This is a genomic window from Ensifer adhaerens, assembly GCF_013283195.1.
Classification (GTDB): Bacteria; Pseudomonadota; Alphaproteobacteria; order Rhizobiales; family Rhizobiaceae; genus Ensifer; species Ensifer adhaerens_G.
In genome coordinates this window covers 452,116-470,694 of record NZ_JABEKT010000001.1, presented here as the reverse complement: position 1 = coordinate 470,694, position 18,579 = coordinate 452,116, and the positions used below count along the sequence as shown (strand labels likewise).

General features: G+C 63.1%; 13 protein-coding genes. 9 read left to right on the top strand and 4 right to left on the bottom strand.

Features of this window, described 5'->3' with window-relative positions; all coding sequences use genetic code 11:
* The first annotated feature begins 421 nt into the window (after positions 1-421).
* The 6 genes from LPJGGPFB_RS02105 (at position 422) to LPJGGPFB_RS02080 (ending at position 8,492) form a co-directional block, all read left to right on the top strand.
* Complete coding sequence (locus tag LPJGGPFB_RS02105) at positions 422-1,648, top strand: ABC transporter substrate-binding protein (protein ID WP_173418520.1); 1,227 nt, start codon at positions 422-424, stop codon at positions 1,646-1,648.
* A 33-nt stretch (positions 1,649-1,681) separates the two neighbouring features.
* A complete protein-coding gene (locus LPJGGPFB_RS02100; RefSeq protein ID WP_173418519.1) occupies positions 1,682-3,358 on the top strand; it encodes an ABC transporter permease family protein in 1,677 nt (558 codons plus the stop codon).
* Positions 3,359-4,024: an ATP-binding cassette domain-containing protein gene (locus LPJGGPFB_RS02095; RefSeq protein WP_234902753.1), complete on the top strand. Its 666-nt coding sequence runs from the start codon at positions 3,359-3,361 to the stop codon at positions 4,022-4,024.
* Positions 4,021-6,480 (top strand): ATP-dependent helicase HrpB, encoded by a 2,460-nt coding sequence (gene hrpB, locus LPJGGPFB_RS02090; RefSeq protein WP_173418518.1) that lies wholly within the window; start codon positions 4,021-4,023, stop codon positions 6,478-6,480. The genes LPJGGPFB_RS02095 and hrpB overlap by 4 nt, the downstream gene beginning before the upstream one ends.
* 39 nt (positions 6,481-6,519) lie before the next feature.
* A complete protein-coding gene (locus LPJGGPFB_RS02085; protein ID WP_173418517.1) occupies positions 6,520-7,824 on the top strand; it encodes an ActS/PrrB/RegB family redox-sensitive histidine kinase in 1,305 nt (434 codons plus the stop codon).
* 83 nt (positions 7,825-7,907) lie between these two features.
* The gene (locus LPJGGPFB_RS02080; RefSeq protein WP_025425369.1) at positions 7,908-8,492 is read left to right on the top strand and encodes an ActR/PrrA/RegA family redox response regulator transcription factor; all 585 of its coding nucleotides are present in this window, start codon (positions 7,908-7,910) and stop codon (positions 8,490-8,492) included.
* On the opposite strand, the gene LPJGGPFB_RS02075 is transcribed toward LPJGGPFB_RS02080, so the two are convergent.
* On the bottom strand, positions 8,493-9,032 hold the full coding sequence (locus tag LPJGGPFB_RS02075) for an MmcB family DNA repair protein (RefSeq protein ID WP_173418516.1): 540 nt from the start codon (positions 9,030-9,032) through the stop codon (positions 8,493-8,495).
* Between the two features lie 182 nt (positions 9,033-9,214).
* Here LPJGGPFB_RS02075 and LPJGGPFB_RS02070 point away from each other — a divergent pair, with 182 nt between their 5' ends.
* The gene (locus LPJGGPFB_RS02070; RefSeq protein WP_173418515.1) at positions 9,215-9,904 is read left to right on the top strand and encodes a L,D-transpeptidase; all 690 of its coding nucleotides are present in this window, start codon (positions 9,215-9,217) and stop codon (positions 9,902-9,904) included.
* A gap of 268 nt (positions 9,905-10,172) precedes the next feature.
* Positions 10,173-12,110, top strand: coding sequence for a HAMP domain-containing methyl-accepting chemotaxis protein (locus LPJGGPFB_RS02065; protein WP_173418514.1), 1,938 nt, complete (start codon positions 10,173-10,175; stop codon positions 12,108-12,110).
* 32 nt (positions 12,111-12,142) lie between these two features.
* Here LPJGGPFB_RS02065 and LPJGGPFB_RS02060 read toward each other — a convergent pair whose 3' ends face one another.
* A complete protein-coding gene (locus LPJGGPFB_RS02060) occupies positions 12,143-14,314 on the bottom strand; it encodes a malate synthase G (protein ID WP_173418513.1) in 2,172 nt (723 codons plus the stop codon).
* A 115-nt stretch (positions 14,315-14,429) separates the two neighbouring features.
* Positions 14,430-16,433 (bottom strand): hydantoinase/oxoprolinase N-terminal domain-containing protein, encoded by a 2,004-nt coding sequence (locus tag LPJGGPFB_RS02055; RefSeq protein ID WP_173418512.1) that lies wholly within the window; start codon positions 16,431-16,433, stop codon positions 14,430-14,432.
* Positions 16,434-16,570: 137 nt separating this feature from the next.
* Here LPJGGPFB_RS02055 and LPJGGPFB_RS02050 point away from each other — a divergent pair, with 137 nt between their 5' ends.
* A complete protein-coding gene (locus tag LPJGGPFB_RS02050) occupies positions 16,571-17,191 on the top strand; it encodes a hypothetical protein (RefSeq protein ID WP_173418511.1) in 621 nt (206 codons plus the stop codon).
* Here LPJGGPFB_RS02050 and LPJGGPFB_RS02045 read toward each other — a convergent pair.
* Positions 17,145-18,539, bottom strand: a complete 1,395-nt coding sequence (locus tag LPJGGPFB_RS02045; protein WP_173418510.1) for a cytochrome P450 — start codon at positions 18,537-18,539, stop codon at positions 17,145-17,147. The genes LPJGGPFB_RS02050 and LPJGGPFB_RS02045 overlap by 47 nt on opposite strands.
* Positions 18,540-18,579: the final 40 nt, after the last annotated feature.

The following is an 18,579-nucleotide window of genomic DNA, read 5'->3' as shown; positions in this document are numbered from 1 at the left end:
CCGCCCTCGTTCAGTGATCGGGCTTATAGACCCCACACCTCGAACACGTCAACAGACAATTTCAAAAAATCACCAAGAAACGACAACTAACTGAAAATAAACACGAAATTCGAAGGGGAGTTTTCAACAGGGCGGGCACGATCCCGCAAATGGCGGCGGGCATGCTCAGAATCATTGTCCAGATGGTCAAAAAACGGCGCCTTCAGTCGGGAAAATGCCTGCGCCCCTCCTGATTTCTCCCGGACGCCTGCGCAAAAGGGTGATCATCTCGCCGATCGCTAGGGTTCTTTGGGGAAAATCATGCCCCCATTCACCCCGGAGCGTTTCACCGAAACGTGACGGTCGCGGCCGACGGCGCACATTGACGGCGCGGGCCCTTGGCTTACCTTCGCGCCGAAACAGCAAACGGGGAAGCGCTGATATGGCCGGATGGACAAGACGATGGGCAACGGCAGTCGCCGTGACACTTGGCCTTGCCGGGCCGGCGGCAGCTTTCGACATCGATGATTGGGCGTCGGTCGTTTCCGAAGCCAAGGGCGAGACCGTCTATTTCAACGCCTGGGGCGGTGCTGCCAACATCAATGCCTATATCGCCTGGACGGGCGAACAGATGAAGGCACGCTATGGTGTCGACGTCGTGCATGTGAAGCTCGACGACACCGCCAGGGCGGTGGCCAGCGTGCTTGCCGAGAAATCGGCGGGCAAGGATGCCGACGGCAGCGTCGATCTCATCTGGATCAACGGCGAGAATTTTGCCGCCATGAAGCGGCAGGGCCTGCTTTTCACCCCTGGTTGGGCAACCCGGCTTCCGAACTGGGCCTATGTCGACCACGAAGCCAAACCGACTGTTCTCACCGATTTCACCGTGCCGACCGAAGGGCTCGAAAGCCCGTGGGGCGGCGCCAAACTGGTCTTCTTCTATGACAAGGCCCGCACGCCGACCGCTGAGCTGCCGAAATCGGCAAAAGACCTGGTCGATTGGGCTCAGACCCATCCCGGGCGCTTCTCCTATCCGCAGCCGCCGGACTTCATCGGTTCTTCTTTTCTGAAGCAGGTGCTGATCGAGCTCGTCGCGGACAGGAGCAAGCTGCTGAAGCCGGTAAACGAGGCAACGTTTCAACAGGATGTCGCGCCGCTTTTCGCCTATCTCGACCAGTTGACACCCAATCTATGGCGCAAGGGAAAGGCCTATCCGCAGAACTATCCCGACATGAAGCAGAAGCTGGCGGATGGGGAGCTCGACATCATCTTCGCCTTCAATCCGGCGGAAGCTTCGGCGGCGATCGCCAATGGCGAGTTGCAGGACACCGTCCGCTCCTTCGTCTTTCCCGGCGGAACGCTCGGCAACACCCATTTCGTTGCCATTCCCTATAATGCCAATGCAAAGGCGGGCGCGTTGTTGCTTGCCGATTTCCTGATCTCGCCCGAAGCACAGTTACGCAAGCAGAATACACAGTTCTGGGGGGACCCGACTGTGCTGGCGATGGCGAAACTGCCGGATGCGGACCGGGCAGCCTTTGCCGCGCTCGATCTCGGCGTCGCGACATTGCGGCCCGATCAACTGGGTCCGGCGCTCGACGAACCGCATCCGGACTGGATGACCCGGATCGAAACCGAATGGATCCGGCGATATGGCGCCGCCAATTGACGGTGCGCGCCGGCGCTATCGACGGACACTCCTGTGAAAAGCGCCTTGCATCCGCACATCGGCACCGGTGTTACCGTGGTATTGTGCCTGCCGGTGCTGGCCGGGCTCGCCGGCACCCTGCTTCCGGCCTTCGGCTACCTGCCGGCACTCGGCGGGACGCAGGTGACATTTCAGCACTTCGAGGCGCTTGCCGCCCAACCGCATATCCTGCGCTCGGCGCTCATCAGTCTGGCAGCCGGATTGACCAGCACATTCGTCGCCCTGGTGGTGGTCGCGACCTTCGTCGCCGGTTTTGCCGGTACGCGGCCCTTCGCCTTCATCCAGCACCTGTTGTCGCCGCTGCTCGCCGTTCCGCACGCCGCATCGGCGTTTGCGATCGCCTTCCTGATCGCGCCGTCCGGCTTTCTGCTTCGGATCATCTCTCCCGTACTCACCGGCTTCACCCGCCCGCCGGACTGGCTCATCCCCAACGATTCGCTCGGCTTGTCGATGATATCAGGCCTCGTCGCCAAGGAGATCCCTTTTCTGCTGCTGGTGATGCTGGCCGCGTTGCCGCAGTTGCCGGTCGCGAATGCGCGGCGCTTGATGACGGCGCTCGGCTTTAACAGGGTGTCGGGTTTTGCCATCGCGCTCTGGCCGCTGCTCTACCGGCAGGTCCGGTTGCCGGTTTTCGCGGTGCTGGTCTACTCGACCTCGGTGGTCGACGTCTCGATGATCCTCGGGCCGCAATTGCCACCGACCTTGCCGGTGCGCATCGCCCATTGGCTTGCCGACGACGACATCGGCGCCCGCTTTCTCGCGTCGGCCGGCGCCGTTCTGCAGCTTGCGCTCGGCCTGTTGGCGATCGCGATCTGGATCGGCGTCGAACGGCTTGGCCGCATTTGTCACCGGCGCCTAAGTTCCTCGGGAAAACGCCTTGGCGACGACAGGCTTCTTCGCCTGGCCGCAGCGTCAGTGATGGCCACGTCCGCCGCGTTCATCTTCATCGGTCTTGGCCTGTTGGCCCTGTGGTCGATCGCAGGGCTTTGGCCCTTTCCCGATCGTCTGCCGACAAACCTCACGTTCAAAACATGGGAGCGCGCTCTCGAGACGCTCGCCGCACCCCTGGCAACCACCATCGCCATCGCTCTCCTGTCGTCGCTCGTCGCCCTTGCGATCGCCATCGGGCTGCTATCGCGGAGCGGGCACCGCTCTGCCGATCGTTGGCTCCCCGTTTTTCTGCCGTTGCTGGTCCCGGAGATAACCTTCGTATTCGGATTGCAGATATTGGCAGCGATGGCGGGGCTTTCACCATCGATCGCCACGGTTGCCGCCCTGCATCTCGTCTTCGTTCTGCCCTATGTGCTCTTGTCACTTGGGCCGCCCTGGCGGGCGCTCGACCGGCGTTACGAACAAATTGCGTCCGGTCTGGGCAAGTCACCACTGGCGATCCTCGTCACCATCCGGCTGCCGATGCTGCTTCGCGCCTGCCTCACCGCCTTTGCCGTCGGCTTTGCAGTTTCTGTCAGCCTCTACCTGCCGACCGTGCTGATCGGCGCCGGACGGGTGACGACGATCACCACCGAGGCCGTGGCGCTTTCATCAGGCGGCGATCGGCGCGTCATCGGCGTCTATGCGCTGCTGCAGGCGCTGTTGCCCTTCCTCGGTTTTCTCATTGCATCGCTGGTGCCGCAATTGCTATTCCGCCACCGACGGGCAATGAGGATTTGAATGCAGACACCGGGCAAGACGATGGCTCTGACTTTGTCCGATGTGACCATCCGGCTCTCGGGCAGAGTGCTGCTTTCCGTTTCGGCGACGGTGATGCCCGGCGACGTGCTGACGATCATGGGACCGTCAGGCGCCGGCAAATCGGCGCTGCTTGCCTATATCGGCGGCTTTCTCGACCCTGCCTTCGTCGCCAGCGGCGCAGTTCTTCTCGGAGAAGACGATCTGATCGGCCTGCCGCCGCAACAGCGACACACCGGCATTCTCTTCCAGGATCCGCTCTTGTTCCCGCATCTTTCGGTCGGCGGCAACATCGTCTTTGCCATCCCCGAGGCGATCAGGGGTCGGGACGTCAGGCGCCGACTGGCCGAAGAGGCGCTCGATGAAGTTGGTCTTGGAGGATTCTTCGACCGCGATCCCGAGACGCTGTCAGGCGGGCAAAAGGCACGCGTCGCCCTCCAGCGTGTTCTTCTCTCCCAGCCCCGCCTGCTGCTGCTCGACGAGCCCTTTTCAAAGCTCGACATGGCCCTGCGCCAGCAGACGCGCGAACTGGTGTTTGCCAAGGCGCGCTCAGCTGGCCTACCGACAATCCTTGTGACACATGACCGAGCGGACGCGGATGCCGCCGGTGGTGCCTTCATCCATATCGGAGCGGAGACGCAATCGTGACGCTTACCCTGCCTCCCCTGCCCGTTCGAGAAGTCCTGCCCGAGATCGGCGCAGCCCTCGACAAGGCCCGCTCGGTCGTGCTTTCGGCGCCGCCCGGCGCCGGCAAGACGACGCTCGTGCCGCTCTTCCTGCTCGACCAGCCCTGGGCAAAGGGCGGCAAGATCATCCTGCTCGAACCCCGGCGGCTCGCCGCCCGAGCGGCGGCGGGCCGCATGGCGGAACTGCTCGGCGAGAAAGTGGGAGAAACCGTCGGCTACCGCATGCGGCTCGACAACCGGATATCGGCAAAGACCCGGATCGAGGTGGTGACCGAAGGGGTCTTTGCCCGCATGATCCTCGACGATCCGGAGCTGACAGGCGTTTCGGCGGTGCTGTTCGACGAATTTCACGAACGATCATTGGATGCCGATTTCGGTCTGGCGCTGGCGCTCGACGTACAGTCTGCGCTGCGCGACGATCTCCGGATCATCGTCATGTCGGCGACGCTCGACGTGGCACGGGTGTCAACATTGCTCGGCGACGCCACCGTCGTCGAAAGCCAGGGGCGCAGTTTTCCGATCGACATCCGAAACCAGGACCGCGGCGGCGAGAGCGTCGAGGACGCCGTCGTTCGCGCCATCGTCGAGGCGCATCGCAGCGAAGAGGGCTCGGTCCTCGCATTTTTGCCGGGTCAGGCCGAAATCACCCGAACGGCATCCCGGCTTGCCGACCGGTTCGGGCCCGAGACGACGGTGGTTCCGCTCTACGGAAACCTGACACAGAGGGAGCAGGATGCGGCGATCCGGCCGGCGCCCAAAGGCACGCGCAAAATCGTTCTTGCCACGTCGATCGCCGAAACCTCGATCACCATCGACGGCGTGCGGATCGTCATCGACAGCGGCCTGCAGCGATTGCCGGTGTTCGAAGCTTCCACTGGCATCACCCGGCTCGAGACCGTGCGCGTCTCGCGCGCGTCGGCCGACCAGCGCGCAGGCCGCGCCGGGCGAACGGAGCCCGGTATCGCCATCCGTCTCTGGCACGCCGGCCAGACCGCGGCGCTTGCTGCCTTCACGCCGCCGCAGATCCTTGCCAGCGACCTCTCCGGGCTGCTGCTCGACATGGCGCACTGGGGCGTCAGCGATCCCGCAGCCCTTGCCTTCATCGACCCGCCGCCGGAAACAACCCTCATCGAAGCCCGAAAGCTGCTGAGCGAGCTTGGCGCGCTTGGCGGTTCCGGCGCGCTGACGCCGAGGGGACGCAAGATCCGCGATCTGGCCCTGCCGCCGCGCCTTGCGGCGATGGCCGTTTCGGCAGCCGAAGAAGGCCAGGGCGAGGCCGCCTGCCTGCTGGCGGTCATGCTGACCGAGCAGGGGCTTGGCGGCAACGCCATCGACCTGGAAGATCGGCTGCGCCGATTTCGCCAGGAACGCGGCGAACGGGCCGAGGCCGCGCGCAACCTTGCCCGCCGCATGGCGGCGGACCTTAAAAGCGGGCCGAGATCGAACGAGCCGATCCAGCCCGGCGCCTTGTTGATGCACGCTTTCCCCGACCGTATCGCGCTGCAGCGCGGTGGCCGCGGACGGTTCGTGATGGCCAATGGCCGCGGCGCCGAGATTGCCGAGACCGAGCGCCTCGCCGCGGCCAACATGCTTGTCATCGCCGATCTCACCGGTAGGGCCGGCGGCCAGCGGGTGCTGGCGGCAGCCGAGCTTTCGCGCGCCGATGTCGAAGCGCATATGCCAGACGCGATCGTGCGCGAAGCGCAAAGCGTCTTCGACCGGGCGAGCCGCCAGGTGCGGGCGCGCCGCGTCACCAGATTGGGCGCGATCATCTTCGAGGAGGCGCCGCTGCCAAGGCCGACCGGTGAGAGTGCGGCACGGGCGCTTGCCGACGGCGTTCGCCAGCTTGGACTGGCAGTGCTGCCGTTTTCCAAGGAGGCGGTGCAGCTGCGCGATCGCATCGGCTTCCTGCATCGCTCGATCGGCGAACCCTGGCCCGATGTTTCCGAGGAAGCCCTGCTTTCGCGCCTCGAGGACTGGTTCGTTCCGTTTCAGCACGGCGTCACCGCCATCGCCGATATCAAGGCCGGCGCATTGTCCGAAGGGCTGCTGTCGCTGATCCCGCATGACCGGCAGCGGGAGCTGGCAAAACTGGCGCCGACGCATTTCGAAGCGCCGACGGGGCAGCGGCATCCGATCCATTATGATGGCGATGAGCCGCTTCTTTCCATCCGGGTGCAGGAACTGTTCGGCCTGAAGAAGCACCCTGCCATCGGCGACGGCCGGTTGCCGCTTTTGCTCGAACTGATCTCACCCGGCCGGCAGCCGATCCAGACCACACGCGACCTGCCGGGGTTCTGGGCGGGGTCGTGGCGCGATGTCCGCGCCGATATGCGCGGGCGCTATCCCAAGCACCCGTGGCCGGAAAACCCGGCGGAAGCCGCGCCGACGACACGGGCAAAACCGCGTGGTACATGAGGCAACACCCCCATGGGACCTTTAGGAACAAGAGCAGGCATGACGGCAGTGGCGATGGAACACAATGATCCGACTTCCAACAGAAGCCTGCGGTTGCAGACGCTCATCCGCCTTCGCTGGCTTGCGGTCGGCGGGCAGTCGATCGCTGTCATCATCACGACGTTGTGGCTGCAGTTTCCGCTGCCCCTCCTTTTGTGCCTGGTGCTGATTGCCACCCTGGCGCTGGTCAATACCTATCTCACGCTGCGCTTTCCGCCGACGCATCGGTTGCGGCCGCCGGCCGCCTTCGCGCTCCTCGGGCTCGATCTGGCGCAGTTGACGGGCCTGCTGTTCATCACCGGCGGGCTTGCCAATCCGTTTGCGCCGCTGCTGTGCGTGCCCGTCATCATTTCCTCCGCCTCGCAGCCGAAACCGCACAGCATCGTGCTTGCCGGGCTCGCAGTGATCGGTGTGACGGCCCTCGCCTTCTCGCCCTTCCCGCTGCCCTGGTATCCGGGAACGCTCCTGTTGATGCCCCGGGTGCTGACGGCCGGCATCTGGTTTGCGATCGTGTCGATGACGGCCTTTGCCGCCTTCTATACCTATCGCGTCTCGCTGGAAGCGAGCGAACTGTCGGAGGCGCTGACGGCGACCGAACTGGTACTGCAGCGTGAAAAGCACCTTTCGCAGCTCGATGGCCTGGCGGCGGCCGCCGCCCATGAACTCGGCACGCCGCTTGCCACGATCAGCGTCGTCGCCAAGGAAATGGAACGCGAACTCGGCGATGATCCCCGCTTCGGCGAGGACGTGCACCTATTGCGCAGCCAGAGCGAGCGATGCCGCGACATTCTCAAGCGACTGACGACGCTGTCCTCCGAGAGCGAAGAACATATGCGGCTCTTGCCGCTCTCCTCGCTGGTGGAAGAAGTGATGGCGCCGCACCGCGAGTTCGGCATTCACATCAACCTGGTCGAAAAGGGCGACAAGGCATCCGAGCCGGTCGGCAACCGCAACGCCGGCATTCTGTACGGGCTCGGCAATCTGCTCGAAAATGCGGTCGACTATGCCAAGAAGCAGGTGACGGTGACCGTCGAGCACACGGCTGAATACGTCAAGGTGACGATTGCCGATGATGGCGACGGTTTTGCCCCCGATATCCTGATGCGCATCGGCGAGCCCTATGTCACGCGGCGGCAAAAGGACGACAGCGCCGGCGGCCTGGGGCTCGGCCTGTTCATCGCCAAGACGCTGCTTGAACGCTCCGGCGCGCGGCTGCGCTTCGAGAACGGCGGCGCGGATCGACCCGGCGCCAAGGTCAGCGTCGAATGGCCGCGTGCACTGATGGATACGAAACTGGCGAAATGACGTTTGGCAGTTTATTGAACCGCGTGACAGGAAACCTATAATCTCGGCGAAAATGTCCCGATTTTCGCCCAAGGATTGCGAGAATGACCGAAAAATCGACAGCATCGCCCAGCACGCATGCCCAGGACGCCGAACTGATCGGACCGGACAGAACGTTGCTGCTCGTCGACGATGACGCCCCGTTCCTTCGACGCCTCGCCCGCGCCATGGAAGCGCGCGGCTTCACCGTCGATATCGCCGAGTCCGTTGCAGAAGGCATCGCCAAGGCAAAGGGCAACCCGCCGAAATACGCCGTCATCGATCTGAGGCTGGGCGACGGCAGCGGTCTCGACGTGATCGAGGCGATCCGCAGCCGCCGCGACGACACCCGCATGATCATGCTGACCGGCTACGGCAACATCGCAACGGCCGTGAATGCCGTTAAGCTCGGAGCGGTCGATTACCTTGCCAAGCCGGCCGACGCCGACGACATTTTCGCGGCACTGGTGCAGCGCCAGGGCGAACGGGTGGAGCCACCAGAAAACCCGATGTCGGCCGACCGGGTACGGTGGGAACATATTCAGCGTGTCTACGAGATGTGCGAGCGCAATGTGTCGGAGACGGCGCGTCGGCTCAACATGCATCGCCGGACCCTTCAACGCATCCTGGCCAAGCGCGCGCCAAAATAATCAGCCTTCGGCGGACCCGTCACGGGAGCCGGAAACGATATCGCGAATGGAGTTGCCGAGTTCGCCATTGCGCTCGGCAGCCCACTCCGCCAGCATCAACCGCTGCGCGGCGGTGCGGGCAAAGAGCTGCAGCACCGATTTGCGGGTGGCCGGCGCCAGCCGATGTTCCGGTGCTTCGCGGATGATGTGTCCATCGTAGCCATCCGACAGCAGCAAACCGCAGTCCTCAGGAAAGATATCGAGCGGGACTTCGCCATGGGTGGCGAAGAACAGCCGGTCGCAGTGCTGCCGATAGTCGGGCCATTTGCGATCGACACGGAAATCCTCGATCGACGTCTTGATCTCGACGATCCAGATTTCGCCCTTTACCGACAAAGAAATGAGATCGGCGCGGCGGCCGCTGGCGAGCGTGAGTTCGGGCAGCACCGAGTGCCGAAGTTCGGCGAAAAGTCGCTGGACTCCGCGGCGCACCATGAGCGCGCGATTCGATTGCCGGCCGTCGACGAGAGGGTTGTCGCCATGGATAGAGAGAATTGTCATACGCCTAGACTCGCATGCGTCACCGCTTTTGTTGCAAAAAAGCCAGCGTCACGGAATTTACACTTTCCCGCCGCCTTGTTGCCGCGCAATCCCTTGCATAGCGGCAACTAATCGAAAATAACCGGAGTCACTGACGGTCGGGCCGACCCAGTTTTTCTTCGCTTCTTATTTAAGAGACTCCTATGCGCTTCCGCAATGCCTTCCTCCTGTGCAGCCTGGCGGCGACACTCGCCGTGGCCGGCTGCTCGACAACTTCGACCAAGTCCGAGACGGCTGGCGGCGAGCCTGCTCCCGTTGCGGAACAGGTCGCTTCTAACCAGATCTTTTCGGGTGATTATGGCGCAGTTGAGGATCACGGCTATGCGCTTCCGGCCGTTCCGATCAACAGGGTCGAAAATCGTTTCCATCGCCAGATCGTCGACTATTCGACGAGCGAGCGCCCCGGCACGATCGTTGTGAACACCCCAAACCGTTTCCTCTACTACGTGCTGCCTGGCGGCAAGGCTGTTCGCTACGGTATCGGCGTCGGCAAGGCGGGCTTTGCTTGGGAAGGCGAAGCCTATATCGCCTGGAAGCAGGAATGGCCGATGTGGCACCCGCCGAAGGAAATGGCGGAGCGCAAGCCGGAAGTGGCCAAGTACGTCGAGGCAGGCATGGGCCCGGGCCTGAAGAACCCGCTCGGCGCGCGCGCACTCTATCTCTTCAACGACCAGGGCAAGGACACCCTGTTCCGCCTGCATGGCACGCCGGAGTGGTCGTCGATCGGCACGGCCGCTTCGTCCGGCTGCATCCGCCTGATGAACCAGGACATTATCGATCTCTATTCGCGGGTCCGTCCAGGCAAGAACGCACGCGTGGTCGTTCAGCAGTAAGACACAACCTCAATCATGCGATCAGAGCCGCCGGGATCCTCGGCGGCTTTTTTTGTTGGCCGCACATCCCGACGATATTCCGTCGGCCCTGATACGCAGAGTTGCTCTGCTTCAGGCACTTCAAATCAGGGTGGCCGCCATCTGAATCCGGCTCGACGATTTGTTCAAAAAACGCGCAATAAGGCCGGAATTTCAGCACGTTATTAAGCAAGGATTATCTAATTAAATAAAAAGTGTGGCCGATAGATGCCTAACCAAGGGACCGGACATGCTGATCAAGACCAAGCTCCTCAGTGCGATCGCACTGTTGTCACTCATCGCGATCGGCATTGCCGTCTACAGCCAGCATGCGCTCGCCGAAAACAGCGAAACGATGGATGCTGTTTATGCCGACCGCATCGTGCCGCTGAAGAATCTGAAGGCGACGTCGGACGCTTTTGCCGTGTCCATCGTCGATGCGGCGCACAAGGTGCGCAACGGCAACGAGACGATGGAGACCGGCCTCGCATCGGTCAATAACGCGCGTCAGGTGATAACAGCCAATTGGGACGCCTATGTCGCGACCTCGATGACCCCGGAGGAACATAAGCTTGTCGCAAACGCCAAGCAGCAGATGGTGATCGCGATGGATTCGATCGCGACGCTGACCCGGATCCTGACGGAGGGTGATTCGGCTGCGCTCGACGGCTTCGTTCGGACGACGCTCTACGAAACCATCGATCCGTTGACCGAGACCATTTCGGAGATTTCCGACCTGCAAGTTCACTTGTCGGATGAGGTCTTTCAGGCACAGCACCGTGAGTTCGAGACGGTGCGGGTGCTCAGCATCGGCATCATCCTTCTCGTCCTCGTACTGGCCGCCGGAACGTATCTTGTTGTTTCACGTGGTGTGATCGGCCCACTCGGCCGACAGATCGGCGCGATGCGCAAACTCATCGACGGCCATCTCGACGATGACGGCACTGCGGTGACCGGCAAGGACGAGATCGCCGAGATGGCCCGCGCCATCCAGTCGTTCCGGGAAGCCGCCCGATCCAACCTTCGCCTGCAGGCGGAAGCCGAAGAGAGCCGCCGCAACGGCGAAGCCGAACGCACGAGAATGCAGGCGGAGGCCGAACGGGCCGCGCAGCAGAGGCTGGTCCAGGCGACATCAGGTCTTGCGACAGGCTTGCAGCGGCTGGCCGACGGCGATCTTGCCGTCCGGTTGGACGAGCCGTTCTCCGCCGAATTCGAGCAATTGCGTCACGACCTCAACAAGGCAGCCGGGCAGCTCAACGATGCCATGCTCGCAGTCGCCGACAGTGCCGGCAACATCGGCCTGGGAACCCGCGAAATCAGCCAGAGCGCCGATGACCTGTCGAAGCGCACGGAACAGCAGGCAGCATCCCTGGAGGAAACGGCCGCGGCACTCGACCAGATCACCGCCAATGTCAGCAATTCTTCGCGGCGGACGGAGGAAGCCCGTGATGTCGCCGGCGAAGCAAAGACCAGCGCGACGCAGTCTGCCGTCGTCGTTGCAAATGCCGTCGAGGCGATGCGGCGGATCGAAGAATCATCCAGCCAGATTTCCAGCATCATCGGTGTAATCGACGAAATCGCCTTCCAGACCAACCTGCTGGCGCTGAATGCCGGGGTCGAGGCAGCTCGGGCGGGTGAAGCCGGCAAGGGCTTTGCGGTCGTGGCGCAGGAAGTGCGCGAGCTGGCGCAGCGCTCGGCAAAAGCCGCCAAGGAAATCAAGGAACTGATTCGCAGCTCCAGCTCGGAGGTGGAAAGCGGCGTTCGGCTGGTGCGCGATACCGGCCAGGCCCTGAAGACCATCGAGGCGCACGTCATCACCATCAACGAGCATATGGCGGCCATCGCCACATCGGCGCGGGAACAATCCGTCGGGTTGGCCGAGGTCAACACGGCCGTCAACCAGATGGACCAGGTGACGCAGCGCAACGCCGCCATGGTCGAGGAGGCAAATGCCGCTTCGGCGACGCTTGCCCAGGAGGGCAGCAATCTTCGAGCCCTGATCGACAGGTTCCAACTGTCCGGCGAAACCAGCACCTCGCCCCAATCGGGAGCGCGCAGAGCCGCGCCGCGCACCGTTAGCGCCCATCAATACGCTGACAGCAATGCCCGCCCGGCCGTAAGACGAGCTGCTGTGCCACTGGTGCAAGGAAACACGGCGTTGGCCACCGAAGGCTGGGCCGAGTTCTGACCCACCCTCGATGAGTTCAGCTGGCGGCCCGGTCAGGCCGCCAGTTTGGCTTTCAGCTCGCGGCGACGGCGGTGCAGGACCGGTTCGGTGTAACCGTTCGGCTGCTCGCGGCCCTTGAGGACAAGCTCAAGTGCCGCCTGGAAGGCGATCGAACCGTCAAAATTGCCGGCCATGGCGACATACTGCGGATCATCGGCGTTCTGGCCATCGACGACAGCGGCCATGCGCTTCATCGTCTCAACCACCTGGTCTTGCGTGACGACGCCATGATGCAGCCAGTTGGCCATGTGCTGGGCGGAAATGCGCAGCGTGGCGCGATCCTCCATCAGGCCGATATTGTTGATATCGGGCACCTTGGAGCAGCCGACGCCTTGATCGACCCAGCGAACGACGTAACCGAGAATACCCTGCGCATTGTTGTCGAGTTCGCGCTGGATTTCCTCCGGCGTCCAGTTCGGACGGGTTGCGACCGGCACCGACAGGATATCGCTGAACTTGGCGCGTGCCCGGCTCTTCAGGCCAGCCTGGACGTCGGCAACATTGACCCGGTGGTAGTGGGTCGCATGCAGGGTGGCAGCCGTCGGCGACGGAACCCAGGCGGTGTTGGCGCCAGCCTTCGGGTGGGCGATCTTCTGCTCCAGCATCGCTGCCATCAGGTCGGGCATCGCCCACATGCCCTTGCCGATCTGCGCGTGACCGGAAAGGCCGCATTCGAGGCCAATGTCGACGTTCCAGTTTTCGTAGGCCGCGATCCATGCAGCCTGCTTCATGTCGCCCTTGCGGATCATCGGGCCCGCTTCCATCGAGGTATGGATCTCGTCGCCGGTGCGATCGAGGAAGCCGGTGTTGATGAAGACGACGCGTTCGCGCGCGGCGCGAATGCATTCCTTGAGGTTGACCGTGGTGCGGCGCTCCTCGTCCATGATGCCCATCTTCATGGTGTTGGCCGGCATGCCGAGCGCCGTCTCGACACGAGAAAAGATCTCGCAGGCAAAGGCGACTTCTTCCGGCCCGTGCATCTTCGGCTTGACGACATACATCGAACCTTCGCGCGAGTTCATGCGGCGGCCACCGTCGCCGATATCGTGCAGAGCGATCAGCGCGGTTGCCATCGCATCCATGATGCCTTCCGGCACCTCGTTGCCGTCGCGATCAAGGATAGCCGGATTCGTCATCAGGTGGCCGACATTGCGAACCAGCATCAACGAGCGGCCCGGCAAGGATACCGCACCACCAGAGGGCGCCGTGTAGGTGCGGTCGGCATTGAGGCGGCGCGTGAAGCTGCGGCCGCCCTTGACGACCTCTTCCTCGAGATCGCCCTTCATGAGGCCGAGCCAGTTGCGATAGACGACGACCTTGTCCTCGGCATCGACGGCGGCGACCGAATCTTCGCAGTCCATGATGGTGGTGATCGCCGATTCGAGAATGACGTCGGAAATATGCGCCGGATCGTCCTTGCCGATCGGCGTCGTCGCATCGAGGACGACCACGGCATGCAGATTGTTGTGCCGGAGAACGATCTGCGACGGTGCGTCAGCCGAACCGTCATAGCCGGCAAACTGCGTGGAATTGCGAAGTGCGGTCTTGGCACCGCCCGCAAGCATCACCGAGAGGCTGCCCGAAGCGACCGTCAGGGATGAAACATCCTTCCAGCTGCCGTTATCCAGCGGCGCGCTCGCGTCGAGGAAGTCCCGCGCCCAGGCTATAACCTTGGCACCGCGCTTGGGGTTATAACCGCGTCCCTTTTCCGCACCGTCCTCGTCGGAAATGGCATCGGTGCCGTAGAGCGCATCATAGAGCGAGCCCCAGCGCGCATTGGCAGCATTGAGGGCATAACGGGCATTCATCACGGGAACGACCAACTGCGGGCCGGCGATCGTCGCGATCTCCGGATCGACGTTGCCTGTCGAAACCGAGAATTCGGGGCCTTCCGGCAGCAGATAGCCGATTTCCTTCAGAAAGCCCTGGTAGGCGTCGAGGTCGTTCGGAGCGCCATTGTCGCGATACCAGGCGTCGATCTTCGCCTGCAGGTCGTCGCGCTTGGCAAGCAAGGCGCGGTTTTTCGGCGCAAGGTCGTGGACGATCTTAGACAATTCGGCAAAGAACCGCTCGGCATCGACGCCGGTTCCGGGCATCGCCTCCTTCACCAGAAAGTCATGCAGACCTGCATCGATCTTCAAACCAAACTTCTCAATGCGGTCCATTATCTTACTCCTTGAAACAGGCCACTCGCGCGCGTGAAAGGCCGGCAGTTTCTCATCAATTCATTCCCTGTCAATTCAGCAAGGATGCGAAGAATTGTTTCCAAAATGGAAAAGATCACCCATGGGCGATGCGTGGCCGCCCACTCGCCTGGGCGATGAAGCGGGCCTCGATCAGCTTGCGGCTTCCTTCGACTTCGGGGGCATCGATTTCCTCGCGCAGCATCGAGACCGGCTCGTCGGCACCGTTGGTGCGGGCTGCCTCCAGCGCCATCGTCTCGGCGCGACGGCGGGCGGCTGAAAAGGCCCGGTCCTGATCGAGGAAACGTTCGCTCACCCCTGCCCCGTTGACGATGAAGATGCCCTCTTCCGGCGCGGTGACGAACACCGTAACCGATGCCCTGACCTGGCCGACGACGGCACCGACGGCATTGGCGACGTCGGCTTCATTGGGGATCGCGGCGTCCGTGCCGAGCATATCGGCAATGGCTGGATAGTAGACCGGCGCCGAAGCGCCCAGGCCGACGAGCGGGCGATCGAGGCCGAGCGAAAACCGGACGATGCCCGGCGCCCGCGTCAGCGCACGGTCGACCGCCTGCGAGACCGCCGGGTCGATGGCCCCTGCCCCATCCTCGCCAAGGCAGGCCTGCAGGATGACTTCGGAAGACTGCCGTGTGACACGATCGACGATCATTTCGGCCATTGCCTCGGCAGACGCGGCGATCGGCTGGCCTGAGCCGTCGCGGGTACGCGCCGCCAGTTCGATGCCGAGACGCGCAGCTTCGGCGCTCCACTGCGACTGGCGGCCGAGCACATGCATGGCATCTGATGGCGTCAACCCGCAGATATGCACCAGGCCGCGCGCCACCAGTCGGTCTAGGGTGGCGCGCTGCGGCGTCGACGTCAAAAGGTTCTCAAGCGAGATCGGCGAGGCTCCGATACGCTCGTAGAGCGCCTGCTCCTGAGGCTGCAGGCCGCTTGCCAAGTGTTCGGGTAGGCCGGTGCGAACCGCAAGCCGGCCATTGTTGCGACCGGCATGTTGCGCCCGCAGCTGCTTTTCCAACACCGAAAGCACCGCATCGCCATGGAGCGCGGCGGCAAGGCTGAGCGGCATCAGCCGCCGGGGCCCGAGATCGATCTTAGCCTTCAAACCACGATCGTTGATGCGAACCTCCGAATCGCCGCCAAGGCCATAGGTGCGCATCGCCACCGCTTCGACCATGGTGCGGAAACCGCCGACAACCGCACCTTCAGCGTCAAGCCGAGGGCGGCCGCGGTCGAGCACCGCGACGTCGGTCGTGGTACCGCCGATATCAGACACGACAGCATTGTCGAGGCCGGTCAGGTGCCGCGCGCCGACGAGGCTGGCCGCGGGTCCGGAAAGGATCGTCTCTATCGGCCGGAGCCTTGCCTCTTCGGCGGAAATCAGGGCGCCATCGCCGCGCACCACCATCATCGGCACATCGATGCCGCGGGACTTCAAAAAGCCCTCGCAGGAGCCGATCAGCCGATCGATCATCGAGACGAGACGGGCGTTCAGAAGCGTCGTCAGCGCCCGGCGCGGGCCGCCGAGCTTGGACGAAAGCTCGTGGCTGCAGGTTACCGGCAGATGCGAGACTTCGCGGATGCGGTCGCGCACGCGCTGTTCATGGGCGGGATTGCGCACGGCGAAATAACCGGCGATCGCAAAGGAGGACACCTGTTCGGCCAGGACCGGCAGGGCTTCGTCAAGCGCGCTCATGTCGAGCGGCGTCTCGCCGCCGTGAACGTTATGCCCGCCGGGCAGGAAGATCACCGGATCGGAGCCGAGCGCATCCTGCAGCCCGTCGCGCTTCAAATCTTCGGGGCCGAAGCCGATCATGACCAAGCCGGCACGACCGCCCTGGCCCTCGACCAGCGCGTTGGTGGCAAGCGTGGTCGACAGCGACACGAGGCTGATGGCAGAGGCCGGAACATCCGCCTTCTGCAACACCTGCTCGACCGCGCCGGAAATCCCGACGGCCAGATCGTGGCGCGTGGTCAGCGCCTTTGCCTTGGCGACCACACCCGCCGTTTCGCTGAAGAGGACCGCGTCGGTGTAGGTTCCGCCGGTATCGATGCCGAGAAGAAAATGGGACGTCAATTCGAGCCAGTCCAGTGTTTCGGCCGGGGTAGCCCGGGTTCATTGGGGATCGATCCGGTGATATGACATATTGGAAGAGAAGGCCATCGTGTCGAGGACATTCGCGGTCATCGGTGCGACACGAACGGGAGAGCGGCATGAGATTTTCCAGGAGGTCGGCAGTCGCCAGCATTCTTGCCGCCGGGCTGCTGTTTGCCCAACCGGGTGGCGCACAGGACGCCGAGGAAGAGGAATACAAACCTCAATTGCCCGATGTCTCGATCTACAAGGCGATGCTGGACGCCAACAAGCAGACCGGGTGGATCCAGTTTCGCAACTACGATGGCCGGCAGCTAATCTATTTTACCGCATTGCAGACGATGCATTGCCGGCTATCGGAAATCCGCTACTCGATCAATTCGGACGCGCTCGACAAGCGCTTCCCGCTCGCCAAATGCAATCCGCAGATCCCCTTCAACCTGCCGGCCGACGAAACAGCCGAATATGTCTACATCTCGCTTGCCGCCAACGAAGCCAAGACGCTGACGATCCAGGCGGTATGGGACGACGGCGCCGGCAGCGAGATCGTCGTCTACAAGCCCTGCGACAATGTCGGAGACGCGACCTGCGCCGCAATCAAGACGATCAAGAAACCATCGAAGCAGTTGCCACAGCCGATGCCGGCAGATTCGCCGGTGCGTGGCGTGCAATCGGCAATTCCGGGCAAGACCTTCAGCGAGCCGAAACCCGCATCGGCAAGCCGCCCCGCGGTTGAGTAGTCAGCCGCTGCACCGGCCAGGGTTTCGTCTCGTCGGTGACGTCGAAGCGGAACCGGTGCATCAGCACGGCGAGCGCGATGACGGCCTCCTGTAGCGCGAAGGTCGCACCGATGCAGATGCGCGGACCGGCACCGAACGGCAAATACTGGAAGCGATGCAGCTTCTCGCGGTTTTCCGGCAGGAAGCGCTCGGGCATGAAGGCGCGCGGCTTATCCCAATAGAGCACGTGGCGATGCAGTGTCCACGGCATCACCAGAACGGCGATACCCTTGGGTATCCTCACGCGCTCGCCGGTCGGCGACGTCCACTCGTCCTCCTCGATGGCGGCGCGATTGATCGACGGCGCCGGCGGATAAAGCCGCATCGCCTCCTCGAAGGCCGCCAGCACGTGCGGCATCAGCGTCAGCCATTCGACCGGCTCGGCACCGCTCTTCACGACGCCGTCAATCTCCGACTCCATCGCCTCACGGAAAGCCGGCGTGTTGGCGACGCAATAGAGAGTCCAGGCGAGCGCCCGGGCTGTGGTTTCATGCCCGGCACCGATGAAAGTAAGGATATTGTCCTCGATCTCCTCAGTCGAAAGACCGTTTGCGCCCTCGGTCTGGAGTAGGAGCGTGAGGAAATCATTGGGCGTGCCGGCGGGATCCGTCGCCATGCGCTGTCGCCGGAGCGCCATCGTTTCCGACACGATCGTGCGGAAGCGGTTCATCACCTTCTTGCCGCCGATACGGGTCAGCCGCGGCAGCCATTCCGGCGCCAACAAAATATCCATGGGGTCGACGCGGCCCATGCGGTGAAGAAGCTCTTCGACACTCTGGACGAAGCCCTCCCTTTCAACCGCGACCTCGCCGGAGAACAGCGTTTCCGCCAGGATATCGAAGGTCAGTTCGGTCATGTCGCTGGCGACATTGGTGGTGAACGGCTGCACCTTGGCGTGCGCGTAGCGTTCGACGAACTCTTCCGACCGGCGCAGCATCTGGCCGGCAAATCCCTTGGCGTGGCGGGGCGTGAACACCGGGGCGATGGCCTTGCGCGATCGCTTCCAGACCTCACCTTCGGCGGTCAACAGGCCGTCGCGCAGGATCGGCCGCAGGATCAGCCGCCTGACCTTGGACATCTCATAATTGCTGACGTTTTCGACGAGGATGTAACGGATGAGGCCGGGATCGTTGACGATCAGGGTGCGCTGCGTGATGAATTTCGTCTCGATCCACGGCAGCGTATAGGACGGCTCGCCCCAGAGTTCGAGCGGATTGCGCAGAACGGTCTTGATGATCTTGAGGTAGGACGGCACGCCGACCCGCGGAGTGGGAGCCGGTGGTTCGAATGGCTCCGGACGCATGTCCATGGTGATTGCCTTTCTCGATTGCGCCAGGATTTCAGGTTTT

Excerpts from the sequence above, each read along its gene's own strand:
- LPJGGPFB_RS02105 (WP_173418520.1), top strand. The coding sequence starts at position 422 with ATGGCCGGATGGACAAGACGATGGGCAACGGCAGTCGCCGTGACACTT.
- LPJGGPFB_RS02095 (WP_234902753.1), top strand. The coding sequence starts at position 3,359 with ATGCAGACACCGGGCAAGACGATGGCTCTGACTTTGTCCGATGTGACC.
- LPJGGPFB_RS02085 (WP_173418517.1), top strand. The coding sequence starts at position 6,520 with ATGACGGCAGTGGCGATGGAACACAATGATCCGACTTCCAACAGAAGC.
- LPJGGPFB_RS02080 (WP_025425369.1), top strand. The coding sequence starts at position 7,908 with ATGACCGAAAAATCGACAGCATCGCCCAGCACGCATGCCCAGGACGCC.
- LPJGGPFB_RS02075 (WP_173418516.1), bottom strand. The coding sequence starts at position 9,032 with ATGACAATTCTCTCTATCCATGGCGACAACCCTCTCGTCGACGGCCGG.
- LPJGGPFB_RS02070 (WP_173418515.1), top strand. The coding sequence starts at position 9,215 with ATGCGCTTCCGCAATGCCTTCCTCCTGTGCAGCCTGGCGGCGACACTC.
- LPJGGPFB_RS02065 (WP_173418514.1), top strand. The coding sequence starts at position 10,173 with ATGCTGATCAAGACCAAGCTCCTCAGTGCGATCGCACTGTTGTCACTC.
- LPJGGPFB_RS02060 (WP_173418513.1), bottom strand. The coding sequence starts at position 14,314 with ATGGACCGCATTGAGAAGTTTGGTTTGAAGATCGATGCAGGTCTGCAT.
- LPJGGPFB_RS02050 (WP_173418511.1), top strand. The coding sequence starts at position 16,571 with ATGAGATTTTCCAGGAGGTCGGCAGTCGCCAGCATTCTTGCCGCCGGG.
- LPJGGPFB_RS02045 (WP_173418510.1), bottom strand. The coding sequence starts at position 18,539 with ATGGACATGCGTCCGGAGCCATTCGAACCACCGGCTCCCACTCCGCGG.